A 15,140-nucleotide genomic window follows, 5' to 3' on the forward strand; every position below is an offset into this window, starting at 1 on the left:
TGTTCAGGTAGAATTCGGCTGGCGGCAATAGTCAAAAGCCGGTAGCTTTGCTTCGCATGACGTTCTTACGCTAAGCAGCAAACCGCCATGTCCCCTCAAACCAGTAGCCATCAACCAACACCCAATGCCGCTTTCCAGTTCTGCTCATCCCGACTCTACCGCCCCGCTGCCCTTCGCCGACCTCACCGTGCTGGAGCTGGCCAGCGTGCTGGCCGGGCCGCAGGTGGGGCAGTTCTTCGCCGAGCTGGGCGCTACCGTACTCAAAGTGGAAGCCCCGGCCGGCGACGTAACCCGCACCTGGAAAACCCCGGCTGAAGCCCCCGAAACCGATGTGTCGGCTTATTTCAGCTGCGCCAACTGGGGTAAGCAGTCCATCGTCGTTGACCTGACTACGAATGCCGGCCAGCAGCAGGTACAGCGCCTGGCCGCCCGGGCCGATGTGGTGCTGGCCAGCTACAAGCCCGGCGACGCGGAAAAGCTGGGTGTAGATTATGCTACCCTCAGCCAGCAGAATCCGCAGCTGATTTATGCCCACCTCACCGGTTACGGCCCCCAGGCAGCGCGGGCCGGCTACGACGCCGTGTTGCAGGCCGAGGCCGGCTTTATGCACCTGAACGCCCAGCCCGGGCAGGAGCCGCAGAAAATGCCCGTCGCCATGATTGACCTGCTGGCCGCCCACCAGCTCAAAGAAGGCGTGCTGACGGCCCTCTACCGCCGGGCCTGCACCGGGCAGGGCGCCTTGGTAGAAGTGTCGCTGCTGGACAGCGCCTTGGCCTCGCTAGCTAACCAGGCCGCTACCTGGCTGGTAACCGGCCACGATCCGCGCCCCCTGGGCTCGGGCCACCCCAGCATCGTACCCTACGGCACGGTGTACCCGGCCAGCAATGGGCGTAGTCTGGTGCTGGCCGTGGGCGCCGACCGGCAGTTTCGCAACCTGTGCGCCGCGCTGGCACGGCCGGAATGGGCCGCCGATGCCCGATTTCAAACTAACGAAGCCCGCGTGGCGCACCGCCGGGAGCTGGAAACGTTGCTGCGGCAGCGCATTGGCGAAGTAGACAGCGACGAGCTGCTCGGGCAGCTGGAAAAGCTGGGCGTGCCGGCCGGGGCCGTGCGCACGGTAGGAGAGGCCCTCACGCTGGAATCGGGGCAAAAGATGCTGCTGCCGGCTGCCAAAGGTGGGTTTCCGGGGCTGCGGACGGTGGCTTTCGGCAGCAGCGGCTGGCCTCAGATCGGGCAGCTGGCCGCGCCGCCGCCCCTGGGCCAGCACTCAGCTGACTGGGAAGCACAAAGCGAATAAAAAGCCCGGACACAACTGCCAAACCTAGTATTTGCGTAGGTTATAGCAGACAACGGCTGGTTTCGGCGTTGCCGCTAAGGCAGCCGGAGCGTCGGGCTGGTGTCTGTTGGCTTTACCGCCCGCCGGTTGAGCCCACTTTACCTCATCGTTCTGCTCCTTCTTATGCCCCATACAACCCCGCCATCTGCCATTGCCACTGCCGCCGAATCGGCGGTAGAACAAGCGCAGCCCGTAACTCCGGCTGCCGAAACCTCCGCTGGCGCCACGGCTACCAACAACCTGCCTACCGCCGCGCCCGGCTCGCCCACCGAAGCTCCCGCCGACCGCCTTGACCAGATTTTCGAGGGTCTGCAGCAGAAGTCTATTGCCAAGCAGGCCATTTTCCGCAACACCCGCGCCGCTTTCGATATGCTCCGGCTCGTGTCGCAGGAGCTGGTGGTGGAGTTGAGCCGCAAGATTACGCCCGTCGATGCCAACGTGCTGATTGAGTACCGGCCGGTAAACGACATGGAGTTTCACATCAAGTTCAGCGGCGACCTGCTCATCTTCGTGATGCACTCCAACATTGTCACCTTCGCCGAAGACTACGGCCCGATGGCGTCGAAATACGTGGAGGAGGACTTTCGGCGGCGGTTTTTCGGCCACATCATGGCCTATAACTTCATGGCCGACAGCATCAAGTACCAGCGCCTCAACGACCCGGGCTACTTGGTGGGCCGCCTGCTGATCAACATCGAAAACCACTACTACCTCGAAGGCGTGCAGCAGCTGGAGCTACCCGACAACGACATGGCCGACAACCTGCTCACGCCCGACATGATGCGCCTGTTCGTGGAAAGCGCCATGATTGCCGCCGTCAACAACGACCTGATTGCCCCGCCTATGCAGGACATCCAGAAAATTACGGTGAAGCAGAAAGTAGAAAACCAGCAGGTCAGCCGCGGCAGCAAAGTCGGCTTTAGCTTCTCCAGCGAGCAGCAGCACCAGTCCGTGGATGGGCTGCTTTATTAATATGGGAAATGTGGGTTAATGTGGAGAATGTGAGAAATGTGCTCATGTGCTAAACCCCGTCATTGCGAGGCGCAGCCGTGGCAATCCGTCCTCTGAAATGTGCTGAGTGTCCTTCAGTGAAAAGCCCTCAATCGTTGGTACGGTTGAGGGCTTTGTGGTAAAAGGATGTGACTACCTGCGTCGAGGACGGATTGACGCCGCTTGAGGCGCGGAATATCATTCTTCCTCGCAATGACACATTCAGCACATTGCCCACATTAGCACATTAGCACCTGAGCACACTAAAACTCTACCGCCGCAGGTAGCCTACTTTCTCGCGCACGTTGTTCAGCACCTGGCTACCGTAGGCCTGGGCTTTTCGGGCGCCTTCGGCGAGGCGCTTATCGACTTCCGGCAGGTTGTTCATGTAGAAGTTGAATTGCTCCCGCTCGGTGGCGAAACGGTGCAGAATCAGCTCGTACAGCTCCTTTTTGGCGTGGCCGTAGCCGTAGCCGCCGGCCAGGTAGTTCTGGCGCATTGCTTCGGTTTCGGCCGGCGTGGCCAGCAGCGCATACAGCTTGAAGGTCACGTCCGTGTCCGGGTTCTTAGGTGCTTCGAGCGGGGTGCTGTCCGAAATGATAGTTTTGATGACTTTGAGCAGCTCCTTTTCGGGCAGGAAGATGTCGATGATATTGCCGTAGCTCTTGCTCATTTTCTGACCATCCACGCCCGGCACCAGCATCACCTGCTCATCCACGCGCGACTTGGGCAGCACGAAGGTTTCGCCGTAGCGGTTGTTGAAGGCCGAGGCAATGTCGCGGGCAATTTCCAGGTGCTGCACCTGGTCTTTGCCCACGGGCACGATGTCGGCGTCGTAGAGCAGAATATCGGCCGCCATCAGCACCGGATACGTGAACAAGCCCGCGTTGACGTCCGACAGCCGGTCCGACTTATCCTTGAACGAGTGGGCATTGGCCAGCATCGGGAAGGGCGTGAAGCACGAGAGGTACCAGGTCAGCTCGGCCACCTGCGGCACATCTGACTGGCGGTAAAATAAGTTCTTCTCGGTATCGAAGCCGCAGGCCAGCCAAGCGGCAGCCACCGCATAGGTGTTCTGGCGCAGCACTTCAGCGTCGCGCACGGTGGTCAGCGAGTGCAGGTCGGCAATGAAGTATAAGGACTCGTTGGCTGCCGATTTCGACAGCTCAATAGCGGGCAGAATAGCACCAAGCAAGTTGCCCAAATGGGGCCGGCCAGTGCTTTGGATACCGGTGAGGATGCGGGACATAATTGGTTTTTGGGTGTTCGGTTGTGGTTTTTGGCTTCTGATTAATCCTGGTGGCCAAACGGCCAAAAGCGAATATCCAAAAACCAAAAACCAGTTCTATACGCTCACATCGGCTGCGGCTTCCTGTTGCAGCTCGGTGGTTTCCTCCGCGCCCAGGTACCGGTCGATGAGGAAGTGGGCCAGGTAGAGCACGGGGGTGAGCAGAATAGCTGCCGCGAATTTATACCAGTAGTTGGTATTGGCCACGCTCAGCACCTGCTCGAAGCTCCAGTTGCCGAACACGTAGAAGGCCACGTACAGCACCACAAAGCTGTCGACGAGCTGGGAAACGAGCGTGGAGCCCGTGGCGCGCAGCCACACGTAGCGGCCCTTGGTAGCCCGGCGCAGCGCCTGAAATACGGTGGCATCGAGCACCTGCCCGATACCAAACGCCGTGAGCGAGCCGGCAATGATACCCAGGCCCTGCCGGAAAATCATCTGGTAGGCAAAGTCGATGTTGATGGCCCGGCCCTGCGGGTCTTTGCTGTTTACATCGAGCCAGAAAGCAGCCGGCGGCAGCTTGGTGGTGGCATAAATGACCAGGAAGGCAAACAGGATGAGCCCGGCCGTGAGGTAGCTCACGCGCAGCACGCCTTCCTTGCCGAAGTACTCGTTGATAATGTCGGTCGTGACAAACACCACGGGCCAGATCAGCACGCCGGCCGTCAAATTATCAGGCCGGCCGATGAGGGGCTCCAGGGAAAATATCTTGACGCCAATAATTTCCGCCAGCAGCGCATTGACGATAAAAATACCGCTCAGCACTAGGTAGAGCTGCGTTTTCTTGTGGGCGAAGGTTTTCAAGCAGATAAGGTTTTGGCAATACCGCAAGTGGGCAGTAAAGTGTCAAGTCGAATCAACGATGAGAAATTATAGTGGATTTCAATACCCAGCTTTGTCCGTGCCGGATGAATGTGGCTTTCACATATGCTTCGCCCCAGGGGCCATTGGCATTGGTGTTATAAATAGCAGAGTCCAGATAAATACTGTGGGAAGGCAAGGCTGATATGGAAGCATTAGGCCCGCAAATGGCTGCGAGTTCTCGGTTTTTGGGAAGCTGCGCCTTGAGGTAGCAATAGCGCTGGTCGTTATAAGTGAGAGCATTGAAAACACTTTCTGCCAGACCAGCAAGAAGTACCGTTGCCAGAACGGTGATGTAAAACTTCCACTTACTGCGCATACACCTTTGCTATCTGTGCTGCCTCTTGATCTTACTCCGGAATGCTCACCGTGGTGCCTTCCGTGGCCAATTTCACCGGCCCGAATACGGCTTGGGCTTCGTGGAGCAGCGGCTCAAGGTCGCGGTAGCGGGAGGAGAAATGCCCGATGAGCAACTGCCGGGCCTGCGCTTTTTTGGCCAGCAGCGCTGCCTGTCGGGCCGTGGAGTGGTGCGTAACGGCGGCTCGGTCGCGCATATCATCCAGAAAGGTAGCCTCGTGGTAGAGCAAGTCTACGCCCTGCACCAGCTCGGCCAGGCTTTCGGTATAGAGCGTGTCGGAGCAGAAGGCGTAGCTGCGTGAGTGGTTGGGCGCGGTAGTTACCTGCTCGTTGGCAACCAGTGTGGCACCGGCTTCGTCCACCACATCTTCGCCCTGGGCCAGGCGACTGAGCTGCGCGGGGGTGAGGCCCTCGGGCAGGCGGGCTTTGTCGAGGTGGCGGCGCTTGGGCTTCTCGCGGAACAGGTAGCCGCAGCACGGAATGCGGTGGCGCATGGGCAGCGTGTGCACCGTCAGGTAGCGGTCCTCAAACACCAGCGCGTGCTGCTCGGGGTCGACGGCGGTAAACTGCAGATCGAACGAGAGCTGGGTGTGGGAATAGCGAAACTGGGTGGTCAGAATCTCATCGAGGCCGGCGGGGCCGAACAGCTGCACGGGCTCGGTGCGGCCCTGCAGGTGCATGGTACTCAGCAGCCCGAACAGCCCGAAGAAATGGTCGCCGTGGAGGTGGGAGATGAAGATGGTGTGCAGGCGCTGGTGCCGCACTTTATACTCCACCAGGCGGCGCTGGGTACCTTCGCCGCAGTCAATCAGGTACGACTGGTTGCCCACCGTGAGCACCTGCGCCGTGTGGTGCCGATTGAGAAAGGGCGTGGCCGAGGCACTACCCAGGATTTTCAACTCAAACTCCAAAATAAGCTGGTAGCTAGTAGCGGATGGCCGTTCGCGCTTTTAAAGATGAGAAAAGAAAAAGCTGCTGGCAGTTAGGCGCTAGTTAGAAAACTAACAGCTAACTGCCAACAGCTCACAGCTTCTAGTAAACGAACTACTCTTTGCTGGTCAAATCCCGCTCGATGGCGTGCAGGAAAATCCGGTCGATGCCTTCTTCCACGGTGGGCAGAATGTGCAATACCGACTCCAGCTTGGAGATGGTGATGAGTTTCATAACGTGGTCCTGCAGGCCGGTGAGCACCAGCAGGCCGCCGGTTGAGTTGCACAGGCGGTTGGCAATCAGGATAGAGCTGAGGCCCGACGAGTCGGTATACTTTACGTTGCCCAGATCCAGGATCAGGTTGTTAATGCCTTCAGCATTCAGCTTCACGAATTCCGATTTCAGATCCGGAGCTACTGTGGTGTCGAGCTTCTTCTCGTCAATGGTGATAATCGTGTAAGTTTCCTTTTTATCAATCGAGTACTTCATGCCGTCGGTGGTTCGAGTTTAATAGAGTTGCGAAGGTAAGAAAAAAATGTTCGAGTACGGAAGGCCTGCGGGGCTCTCAAGGTAGGGAAAAAACCGAAATTATTTCAGTCCCTTACCAGCAATTCCGAAGGTAAGCGTTGCCCATGTACTTTGCCAATCGGCGGTTTTTCGGTCGGCAGCTGGTTCCATATATACCGTGCTAACCATATAATTGCCGGTACTATTTAAGCGAAACAGCACTCGTCCGTTTTTGTTGGTGTATAATTTACTGACTACCGTGGGCTGGCCCGCCGCGCGCTGCCACACCTGCACTAGCGAGGCCGGTAGCGGCTGGCCCTTGTACAACACCAGGCAGGTAAGTGAGGCGTTGGGCTTGAGGGCGTAGGGGTTTTGCTCGGGTACTATTTCCAGCGGCTGCGCGGTGTGCCGGGCAAAGGTCCGGAGGGTATCGGGGCGAGTGGGGCCTGCCTGCACCAGTGTTTTGGCGCAGCGCCGGTACAGTTCCCGGCCCGGCGTAGTGGCTTCGCCGCGCTGCTGACGCTGGGCTATAGTGCGCTCCAGGCCGTTTTCCTGCAGGTAAGCGGTAAATTTCGGCCCGTCAAGCTCAACAAAAGCATTGGTAGTGCTGAATGCCAGCAGATGCACGCCAGGCTGCCGCAATTCGACGCTGGTATTGAGCGTATCGGCCCGGGTAGCAAGTGTTGTTAGGTCGGTAGTGTCGTGGGGGGCGTAGTGTACAAAGCTGGTGAGCCGCGTGCTTTTGCCAGACCAGCGGCTACCGGTGAAACTACCGCCCACAAATACGTGGAGGTTTATTTTGTCGCCGGCCGTTACAAAAAAACGGGGCGGTAGCAACCAGAATTCGTGCGCCACGGCCGTTGCAGCCAGCAGCGGTGAAAGGCAAAGCGCACATTTTAAAATTCTGAAATGGTAAAGCACCCGACTAATTTGTGCAATTGAAAATTAAGAAGCCATGAACTTCGTTTGCCGCAAGCAATAAAGCCGGATTCTGATGATTCAGAATCCGGCTTTCGCAATTAATACGGAGCCATAATTCCGTATAAGTTGACTTAAATTACTGCCTCTCCAGGGCCAGCGTGTAGGCCCGATCGTAGTGCACGCGCAGGTTTTTCCAGTCGTAGAGCTCCGCCGAGCTTTCCACGTTGTTGCGCTGCATGATTCGCTCCCGACGGTTGAGCTGCACGAAGTTCCACAGCATTTCGGTCAGTTCCTCGGCCGACTCGTCGAACGTTTTTTCCTGGCGCTTCACCACGTAAATGCCCTTGGCTTCGTGGTCGGGCACGGTTTCCATCACATAGTCGCCAAAGCCCGACAAGTCGGAGGTAATGGCCGGTACGCCGCGGGCCACGCATTCGAGCGGGGTGTAGCCCCAGGGCTCGTAGTAGCTTGGGAAAATGCCCAGGTGGCAGCCCCGCACAAACTGGCCGTACTCCATACCGAACAGGGGCGAGGTGGGCGACACGAAATCGGGGTGATACACGATTTTGACCCGGTCGTGCTGGTTGTTCACCAAGTTGGAGCGGCGCAAAAAGTTCAGGATATCGTCGCCGGCGTCATCCACCAGGTTGTGGGTAATAACGGGCGGCAGAGTGTTGGTTTTCCAGCTTTGTAGCGTGCGGCGGTAGCGCAGCTTCCAATAGTCGTCTACCAGGGCGTCGAGGTCGGGCAGGCGGTGGTCGGTGCTGGCGGCGGCGGCGTAGAAGAGCCGCTCGCCCACCTGCCGCTCGATGGCTTCGCAGGTTTCCTGCACCTCATCCAGAATGGCCCGGCTTTGCAGCACCTGCGGATTGATACTGTGGAACGGCCGCTTGGTGATGAAAAACATGACCACCTGGCCCTGCAGGCCGCTTTGCTGGAGGCGGTAGTTGAGGCGGGCCAGGGCTTCCAGGGTCAGATCGAATCCTTTATTATGGTATTCGTAGCGGCCCGAAGTGAAGAGGTACAGCGTTTCATCCAGATCAAAGGAGTAGCTCTGGAAGAAGTGCGCCATTACAAACTCGTGAATCTTGGACTTGTAGAGCTGGTGCAGATTCTGAAACTCGTGCAGAGCCACAAACCGCTCGATGTTCAGGCCGTTGGGCAGCACCGCATCCGGAATTCGGTCGAGCAGGTAGATGCACTCGCGCACCGTCAGCTCGCTCACGGTGGTGAAAACGTGGCTGCCGTGGGCGGCGGCCCGCTCGATGCGCACGGCTGTTTCGATGTTGAAATGTACCGCCTCAGCCGCCCAGTTCACCTGCATCAGGTGGTCGTAGAAATTGGGGTCGTTCATGGCCAGGTAGCGGCCTAGCAGCGTGGCGTGGGTGGTAAACACGATGTGCACCGGTACCTGCTCACGCCGCAACTCGGGAATGGCCACGCCGGTCATCCACTCGTGGAAGTGGGCAATAACGCGGTGGGGCGGCACTACGGCCCCGGCCAGCAGCTGCAGAAAGTGCTTGGCCTGGTGGCCAAAAGCCTCTACCTGGTGCAGCAAATCGTCGTTGTCGGGCGTCGGGATGCCGTGGTGGTGCCAGAGGTCGGCCTTGATCTGGCCGAGCCGGTCGTAGGCCTGGTAGGGGTTGATGAGCACCACGCGGGGCTTGCCCGTGACGAGCCAGTGGCCGTAGTGCACCTCGAAACCCTGGGCGCGCATCTGGCGCACGGCCGAGGCAAACGGGTCGTCGGCGGGCAACTGGTCGAAGGCATAGTCTTCCAGGGGCTCAAACTCACTCTGGGCCTGCTGGGCAAAGTAGGGGCCGAGCAGGCAGTACCGGTCGTCCCAGCCGAGCACTGTGGCTGGCACCTTCGAGCGAATGACAGTGTAAATGCCCCCAACCTGGTTACAGACTTCCCAGGCAACTTCGACAAGCAGGGCATCGGGCGAAATAGCTTCGGGGGTGGGCAGCGGTGCTTGCATACGGCGGGTTTTGGGCGTGGATTGGCAAGATATGCCGGCTAACCTGAATTCCTAGCAGGAAAAGGCCGCTGCAACGGCCAATCAGGCGGCCGACAGCCGGTGCCGGCCCCGCTGACTGCAACTATCGGCTTACATCCAGTATCTTAGCAGAAGAATCGTTATGCATCCATGAGCTATGAAACTACTCGTTGCTTTTCTGACTATCCTGCTCAATTTCATGTCGTTTTGCAGCAACGAGGAGCCTAAACTCCCGCAGCTGGAGTTTAAAGTAGTGGCCTACCAGCGCACCGTGGACGCGCAACAGCGCAACCCGCGCCTCCGCTGGATAATTGAGCAAGTACCGCTGGACTCGTTGCCGGGCGCGGGCCCCCGGTACTTTACCCAGTATAAAACTTTCAGCCTGACCGATACGCTGGTGTACCGCCCTGGCCACCACTTCAAGGCCTATTGGTTTGTCATGAGCGACGTCCTGCAGGAAACTCCCTGGAAAACTCCTGCTGAGTGGTTGTCGGTAGGGCCGCTGCCGCCGGGCTACACGGCTAATCCGGAAGTAGAATTGACGCAGGTTTCGAGCTTGTAGCCGAAAGCCCGCCATAAAAAAGCCCGCCCTGTTTATATGGGGCGGGCTTTTTCAATGGGTTAATGCTCAGCCTAGGCTTCCTGTGAAATGATGAGCACCGAATACGGCGCCAGCCCAAAGGCGGCATGAAACGGCTGCGCGTCGTAGTCACCATCTTCGGCCTGGGTATCCACGCTTTCGAAGTTGCCGAACTCCTCATCGTAGCCTTCCCAGTCGCTGTTGAAGCGCACGCGCCAGTGGCCACCGGCCGGTAGCCCAATGGTGTAGGCAGCGTGGGTCTGGTCGGCGAAGTTGGCCAGAATGATGGTTTCGTCGCCGGCCCCGCCCTGGTCCCAGCGGCGAAAGGCAATAATCTTATCCACGTCGTTGATGTGCAGAATTTCGGTGTGCTGACCCAGCAGGCCGCGCGTGTGGCCGTGCAGGTTGCGGCGCAGGGCAATCAAATCCCGGTACAGATTGACCAGGCCCCGGTGCTGCTCGGCGTGTTCCCACTCTAGGGGAAGATCATCGGAGAAGTAGCCGTCGGCCAGCATTTCCTGGCCCTGAAACATCATCGGAATGCCGGGCGCGGTAAAGACCAGCGCTGCCCCGAGCGTGGCACGCTTCTTCGGAAACCAGCTGTGCGCGTCGCCGGGCATGATTTCCTCCGTCACCCGCGACTTACCGTTGGCCACCTCATCGTGCGACTCAGTGTAGATGATGCGCTCAAAGGCGTTGCCGTTGTAGGTCTGGGCCAGAATTTCGGCCACGGCCGGCAGGTGGCGGTCCGCGTCGTGGGGCGCGGTCAGCGCGTCGCGGATGATGTTGACGAAAGCGGCATCCCACTGCGCAGCAAAGCCCTGGCCGTCGTGCTCGGCGGCGCGGGTAATGTAAGGGTTACCCTGGAGGTCTTCGGCAATGGTGATTTTCCAGGGCATTTTTTCCTGAATTTCCTCATTAATCCACTTCATCAGGCTCCAGCCTTCGGGCAGGTCGCGGGAAGGGTCGCTGGAGCCGTCCACGTTGCGGATGTGGGAGATGGAGTCGCAGCGCAGGCCATCCACGCGGTAGTCTTCGAGCCACATCAGGGCATTGTCGCGGATGTAGTGGCGCACTTCGTCGCGGCCATAGTCGGGGCGGTTGTGGCCCCAGGGTGTTTCGGCGCGCCAGTCGTTGTAGAAGTAAATGCCGCCACCGTCATTTTCGCTCCAGCCGTCGAACTGCCAGAGGTCCAGGTCGCCGGGGCCGAAGTGGTTGTACACCACGTCGAGAATAACGGCAATACCGTGGCTGTGGGCCTGCTTTACAAGTTCCTTGAAGGCCTGGGGGCCGCCGTAGTCGGTTTCGAGGGCAAACGGATGAGCGGGGTTGTAGCCCCAGCTGCGGCCCCCGGGAAACTCGGTGGGCGGCATGATTTCAATAGCATTGATGCCCAACTCGCGCAGGTAGTCCAGCTTTTCGGCCACGTCGAGAAACGTGCCGGGCCGCTCGGGGTCGGGCGCGTTAAAGGTGCCCACGTGCAGCTCGTAAATTACCAGCTCGTTCCAGGCCGGCATCTGAAACTGGTCGTCGGCCCAGTCGAAATCGTGGCGGGGCACTACCGAATTGCCGGCCGAGTGCGTGACTTCACGGGCGTAGGGGTCGTTGCGGGTCAGCTCCTGGTCGCCGTTGCGCAGCCAGAACTTGTATTCGGTGCCGGACTCAAGGTCGGCAATATCGGCGGCCCAGTAGCCGTCGGCTTCGTGGGTGAGCGGGTGGGCGGCGGGGTTCCAGTCGTTGAACGGGCCGACGACGGCCACGGCATCAGCATTGGGGGCCCACACGCGGAAAGTGGTGCCGTTGGTATGTGGCAGGGCGCCCATGCCGCTTTGCAGCGTGGGTGCGGAGGTTAGGTCAGTTTGGGGCATTAGAAGCAGTAAGAAGCGCGGCCTAAACAGCTGGCCGCTATGGGCTTCTAACTCATTATGTACTGCTCAGGTTATGCGGCGGCCACAAACCAGCTGAATCTGAACGGGAAAGGCTCTTTCTGGCAGTACGCAACCGTTGTGGAGCCGGCAAAAAATACCGTGCTTGGCCCTCATGAACGCGCCAGCTACCACCCCGGAACGAATTACGCTCTACGACCACCGTCACGCCCGCCGGCAGCGCGGCAAAGCCCTGTCGCACATCGTGCCGGCCCTGGTGTTGCTCACCACGGCCCTGGGAGCCATAACGGGCGCGGAAAAGCTGACGGCCGTAACGGTGCTGGAGTTCGTGGTGGGCGCGGCCTACCTGATTCTGCTGGTGCGGGAGCTGCGGCAACTCAGGCGGCACGCGCATCACCAGGAGCGGGTGGCGTGGCTGGAGCTGGCCGCGGCCGGCATTCTGGCTTTGGAAGGCTACCACATTTTGCACCGCCACCACGAGGCCGATGTGGCCCGGGGCGTGCATACGTTTCACGTGCTGCCCTACCTCTATTTCGGGCTGGCCTTGGTTTTTGTGGTTCTGGCCTTCAATCTGTACCGCATCAACCAGCGCCGCCACCTGCATTTGCACGCCGAGGGCTTTGGTGGCCGGGTAGGGCTGCTCAGCCGGGCATTTCAGTACCGGTGGGCCGACGTAGACCGGGTGGAGGCCCGCGGCGCGGCCGACGTGCTGGTGCACCACACCAATGGCCAGCAGGAGCTTATTTCCTTTGCCCGCCTGCACAACGGCCCCGCCTACCGCGACCAGCTAGTGGCGCACTTCCGGCAGCGGCAATCAGGCGAGGAAAAAAAAATACCGAAAAGGCGGGGGAATAGCCTGAACGGGCGTTTTTTCAGCTATTGATAATTGATTGACGGGAATAATTAGCGGAGTTTTGTTGTTGCTACCAGGTATGGCTGCCCCGGCGGCAGCTGCCTTTCACGAAGCGCCGCGCTGGTGCTTTTTCTCCCTAACTCTGCTTACATGGCTCGCCCTAAACCCGTTGTCTACGGCCTGTATCCTTGGACGCCCGACTATGGCTTCCGCTACATTCATCCCGCCAACCGGCGCACCTTTGAGTGGTTGGAACCGATGGGCAAACTGTTCGAAAAAATCGACGAAACCGAAGACTGGATCCTGCTGCGCTACGACGAGCAGCAGTTTAAAGTCAGCGGGGAGCTGTTTACGGAACTCACCGACAAGCCTCCGTTCAGCTTCGGCGACCTGGTGGAAGAAACTGCGCCCGAGCCCGGCCGTCCCGCCCACCACGGCCTTATTTCCGACGTGTACTGGGATGAGGCCCAGCACCGCGCCCGGTTTCAGCTGGTGGAGAAGAAGCGGAAAATAAAGCGAATTTTCGAAGCTGAGGAATTGCGGCTGGCCTGAGGAAAAAACGTGTCCTTGCGAGGCGCAACTGTGGCAATCTGTCCGCTGAAATGTGCCGAGCCTTCTAAAGTGAAAGCCCTTTCCCACGTGAGCAGGAAAGGGCTTTCCGGTAAAAGGACGAGTCGTACTGCGCAGAGCACGGATGGCTTCGGCTTACGCTTCGCAAGGACACGGAACGACATTTAGCACATTACCCACATTCCAATACATTCGCACATTAATTTAGCCCAATAGCTATACCAACGACTACCGCCGCCACAGCCAGGGCTAGCAGGGCTAGATAGAGCGGCAGCACGAATTTCCACCAGGCATCGAACCGTACGCCGCAGGCGGCTACAATGGCTACCAGGGCCCCGTTGGTGGGCGTGATAAGCTCGCACAGGCCCGCGCCGTACTGGAAGGCCAGCACCATGACTTGGCGCGGCAGGCCCAGCAAATCGGAGAGGGGCGTGAGGATGGGCATGGTAAGCACGGCCTGGCCGCTCACGCTGGGTACGGGCAGGTGCAGGGCCGTGTGCACGCCAATCATACCCAGAGCTGAGAGCGTGACGGGCAGTTGGGCCAGCGGGGCCGACATGCCATTGACGATAGTATCGACGATGTGGCCCTGCTCGAGCACCACGAAAATGGCGCGGGCAAAACCGATGAGCAGGCCCGAAAAGGCCAGGTCGCGGAAGCCGGTAATGAAGGCCTCGGCGGTGCCGTTGAAACCCAGGCCGCCAACGAGGCCGGCCAGCACGCCAAAGACGAAGAAGAGGGCTGCCATCTGCTCAAACTCCCAGCCCAGATTCAGGACCCCGTAGACGAAAACGGTGAAGGTGAGCAGCAGGAGCAGCAGTACCAGGCCGTGCCGGCCCGCGCCCGACGTATCGGTTTGCTCCTCGGCCAGCAGCTCGGGCACCACCCGGTTGCGGGCCGCGTAGCGCATTGTGCCGCCAATCCAGATAACGAGGGCCAGGGCCAGAAAAGCCAGCCGGAATCCCGCGCCCGAGAGCAGCGGCAGCTGGGCCAGCTTCTGGGCAATACCCACCTGAAACGGGTTCATGGGGCTGAAGGAGGCGCCCACGGCAGCGGCCCCGATGCTGACGGCGGCCGCCGTAATAACGGGGTAGCCCAGGCGGCGCATTAGCACCAGTAGCACTGGTATCAGCGGAATAATTTCCTCCTGCATGTTCTCCAAAACGCCCATCGTGGCAAACAGGAGCGAAATAATCGGGATAACCAGCACCTCCTGCCCGCGCAGCTTGCTCAGCAGCCAATTGACGCCCCGCTGCAGCGCCCCAGTCTGGTCCACGACCGTGAAAGCGCCGCCGGCCAGGAACACGAAGAAGATAACCCCGGCGGCATCGGCCATGCCTTTCGGAATGGCAACCATGGCCGTCGGTAGCGAAACGGGCGAGGCGGGCACAGGGTGATAGGAGCCGGGTACCACTACGTCGCGGCCGGTGGCGGCATCGGCGTGGCGGGCAAATTCGCCGGCTGGCAGCACGTAGCTGAGCAGCATGGCCAGCAGAATAAACCCGGTCAGCAACACGAGCGGGTGGGGAAAGCGGAAGGTCTTCATCAAGGAAGCAAAGGTGAGAGAGCCGGCAATAATCCGCGAAAAATAGGAGGAATCCGCCAGCTGCTGCCGAACTTACCCAACCAGTGCCCCCGGCCGGAACCCGCACCGGGCCCGGTGTGGTTGTGGGTCCGCTTATGCGTTTAGTCTCTTTCAAACAGTTGCCCATGGGCCAGCAGGCCGACGTGCTGCGTCGGTGCGGGCACTTCCTGTCCGACCGAACCGAGGACAGCTTCGAGCTGCGCCTCTACGCGCTGGGCGACTTTTACGCCGAAATCTGGCGCAGCCGGGGCGAAGAGCACATTCTGTTCATTCACCTCTTTCAGCACCCGCAAGGGTTGACGCCATATCTGGAAAATATTCGGCTGCCGGAAGTGTGACGACCACTAGTGAGCGAATGATAACAGGTGCTCCATTTAAGGTGAGAGCGTAGCCCGTTGCTGGTAGAAGGGCCGCCATATATTACCTCGGGCTTCTACCTGGCCAGGTAGAAGCCCGAGGTAATATATGGCGGCCCTT

General features: G+C 59.5%; 15 protein-coding genes. 6 read left to right on the forward strand and 9 right to left on the reverse strand.

From position 1 onward, the window contains the following. Positions 1–124: 124 nt before the first annotated feature. Together LGH74_RS24615 and LGH74_RS24620 are read left to right on the forward strand one after the other, a co-directional pair. The gene (locus LGH74_RS24615) at positions 125–1,297 is read left to right on the forward strand and encodes a CaiB/BaiF CoA transferase family protein (protein WP_226180824.1); all 1,173 of its coding nucleotides are present in this window, start codon (positions 125–127) and stop codon (positions 1,295–1,297) included. A 162-nt stretch (positions 1,298–1,459) separates the two neighbouring features. Next, positions 1,460–2,308: a hypothetical protein gene (locus LGH74_RS24620; protein ID WP_226180826.1), complete on the forward strand. Its 849-nt coding sequence runs from the start codon at positions 1,460–1,462 to the stop codon at positions 2,306–2,308. Positions 2,309–2,597: 289 nt separating this feature from the next. Here the strand turns inward: LGH74_RS24620 and trpS are convergent, their stop codons facing one another. From trpS to LGH74_RS24655, 7 genes are all read right to left on the reverse strand, one after another. Further along, the gene (gene trpS / locus LGH74_RS24625; protein WP_226180828.1) at positions 2,598–3,575 is read right to left on the reverse strand and encodes a tryptophan--tRNA ligase; all 978 of its coding nucleotides are present in this window, start codon (positions 3,573–3,575) and stop codon (positions 2,598–2,600) included. A 96-nt stretch (positions 3,576–3,671) separates the two neighbouring features. Beyond that, positions 3,672–4,424 (reverse strand): queuosine precursor transporter, encoded by a 753-nt coding sequence (locus LGH74_RS24630; RefSeq protein ID WP_226180855.1) that lies wholly within the window; start codon positions 4,422–4,424, stop codon positions 3,672–3,674. 46 nt (positions 4,425–4,470) lie between these two features. Next, on the reverse strand, positions 4,471–4,794 hold the full coding sequence (locus tag LGH74_RS24635) for a hypothetical protein (protein ID WP_226180830.1): 324 nt from the start codon (positions 4,792–4,794) through the stop codon (positions 4,471–4,473). 31 nt (positions 4,795–4,825) lie between these two features. Next, positions 4,826–5,743 (reverse strand): ribonuclease Z, encoded by a 918-nt coding sequence (locus LGH74_RS24640; protein WP_226180833.1) that lies wholly within the window; start codon positions 5,741–5,743, stop codon positions 4,826–4,828. A 133-nt stretch (positions 5,744–5,876) separates the two neighbouring features. Then, positions 5,877–6,251, reverse strand: a complete 375-nt coding sequence (locus LGH74_RS24645; protein WP_045687338.1) for an STAS domain-containing protein — start codon at positions 6,249–6,251, stop codon at positions 5,877–5,879. Positions 6,252–6,350: 99 nt separating this feature from the next. Then, positions 6,351–7,124, reverse strand: a complete 774-nt coding sequence (locus tag LGH74_RS24650; protein ID WP_348533011.1) for a DUF4198 domain-containing protein — start codon at positions 7,122–7,124, stop codon at positions 6,351–6,353. Positions 7,125–7,326: 202 nt separating this feature from the next. Beyond that, entirely contained in the window at positions 7,327–9,171 is a 1,845-nt protein-coding gene (locus LGH74_RS24655) for a glycosyltransferase (protein WP_226180837.1), read from the reverse strand. 175 nt (positions 9,172–9,346) lie between these two features. Between LGH74_RS24655 and LGH74_RS24660 the strand changes: the two genes are divergently transcribed. Further along, positions 9,347–9,751, forward strand: a complete 405-nt coding sequence (locus tag LGH74_RS24660) for a hypothetical protein (protein ID WP_226180839.1) — start codon at positions 9,347–9,349, stop codon at positions 9,749–9,751. A 71-nt stretch (positions 9,752–9,822) separates the two neighbouring features. On the opposite strand, the gene LGH74_RS24665 is transcribed toward LGH74_RS24660, so the two are convergent. Next, positions 9,823–11,637: an alpha-amylase family glycosyl hydrolase gene (locus LGH74_RS24665; RefSeq protein ID WP_226180841.1), complete on the reverse strand. Its 1,815-nt coding sequence runs from the start codon at positions 11,635–11,637 to the stop codon at positions 9,823–9,825. A 172-nt stretch (positions 11,638–11,809) separates the two neighbouring features. Between LGH74_RS24665 and LGH74_RS24670 the strand changes: the two genes are divergently transcribed. Then, entirely contained in the window at positions 11,810–12,538 is a 729-nt protein-coding gene (locus LGH74_RS24670; RefSeq protein WP_226180843.1) for a hypothetical protein, read from the forward strand. 120 nt (positions 12,539–12,658) lie between these two features. After that, a complete protein-coding gene (locus LGH74_RS24675) occupies positions 12,659–13,060 on the forward strand; it encodes a DUF6960 family protein (protein ID WP_226180845.1) in 402 nt (133 codons plus the stop codon). A 217-nt stretch (positions 13,061–13,277) separates the two neighbouring features. On the opposite strand, the gene LGH74_RS24680 is transcribed toward LGH74_RS24675, so the two are convergent. Continuing rightward, positions 13,278–14,624 carry a YfcC family protein gene (locus tag LGH74_RS24680; protein ID WP_226180847.1) on the reverse strand — a complete coding sequence of 449 codons (1,347 nt, stop codon included), beginning with the start codon at positions 14,622–14,624 and terminating at the stop codon, positions 13,278–13,280. A 134-nt stretch (positions 14,625–14,758) separates the two neighbouring features. Between LGH74_RS24680 and LGH74_RS24685 the strand changes: the two genes are divergently transcribed. Next, a complete protein-coding gene (locus LGH74_RS24685; RefSeq protein WP_226180849.1) occupies positions 14,759–15,001 on the forward strand; it encodes a hypothetical protein in 243 nt (80 codons plus the stop codon). The last annotated feature ends 139 nt before the right edge of the window (positions 15,002–15,140 follow it).

Origin of the sequence: Hymenobacter lucidus, from assembly GCF_020447265.1 — a bacterium.
GTDB classification, from domain to species: domain Bacteria; phylum Bacteroidota; class Bacteroidia; order Cytophagales; family Hymenobacteraceae; genus Hymenobacter; species Hymenobacter lucidus.

Bases quoted from the DNA above. Each gene is read 5' to 3' on its own strand.
- LGH74_RS24615 (WP_226180824.1), top strand. From the start codon at position 125: ATGCCGCTTTCCAGTTCTGCTCATCCCGACTCTACCGCCCCGCTGCCC.
- LGH74_RS24620 (WP_226180826.1), top strand. From the start codon at position 1,460: ATGCCCCATACAACCCCGCCATCTGCCATTGCCACTGCCGCCGAATCG.
- trpS (WP_226180828.1), bottom strand. From the start codon at position 3,575: ATGTCCCGCATCCTCACCGGTATCCAAAGCACTGGCCGGCCCCATTTG.
- LGH74_RS24635 (WP_226180830.1), bottom strand. From the start codon at position 4,794: ATGCGCAGTAAGTGGAAGTTTTACATCACCGTTCTGGCAACGGTACTT.
- LGH74_RS24645 (WP_045687338.1), bottom strand. From the start codon at position 6,251: ATGAAGTACTCGATTGATAAAAAGGAAACTTACACGATTATCACCATT.
- LGH74_RS24655 (WP_226180837.1), bottom strand. From the start codon at position 9,171: ATGCAAGCACCGCTGCCCACCCCCGAAGCTATTTCGCCCGATGCCCTG.
- LGH74_RS24660 (WP_226180839.1), top strand. From the start codon at position 9,347: ATGAAACTACTCGTTGCTTTTCTGACTATCCTGCTCAATTTCATGTCG.
- LGH74_RS24665 (WP_226180841.1), bottom strand. From the start codon at position 11,637: ATGCCCCAAACTGACCTAACCTCCGCACCCACGCTGCAAAGCGGCATG.
- LGH74_RS24670 (WP_226180843.1), top strand. From the start codon at position 11,810: ATGAACGCGCCAGCTACCACCCCGGAACGAATTACGCTCTACGACCAC.
- LGH74_RS24675 (WP_226180845.1), top strand. From the start codon at position 12,659: ATGGCTCGCCCTAAACCCGTTGTCTACGGCCTGTATCCTTGGACGCCC.
- LGH74_RS24680 (WP_226180847.1), bottom strand. From the start codon at position 14,624: ATGAAGACCTTCCGCTTTCCCCACCCGCTCGTGTTGCTGACCGGGTTT.
- LGH74_RS24685 (WP_226180849.1), top strand. From the start codon at position 14,759: ATGCGTTTAGTCTCTTTCAAACAGTTGCCCATGGGCCAGCAGGCCGAC.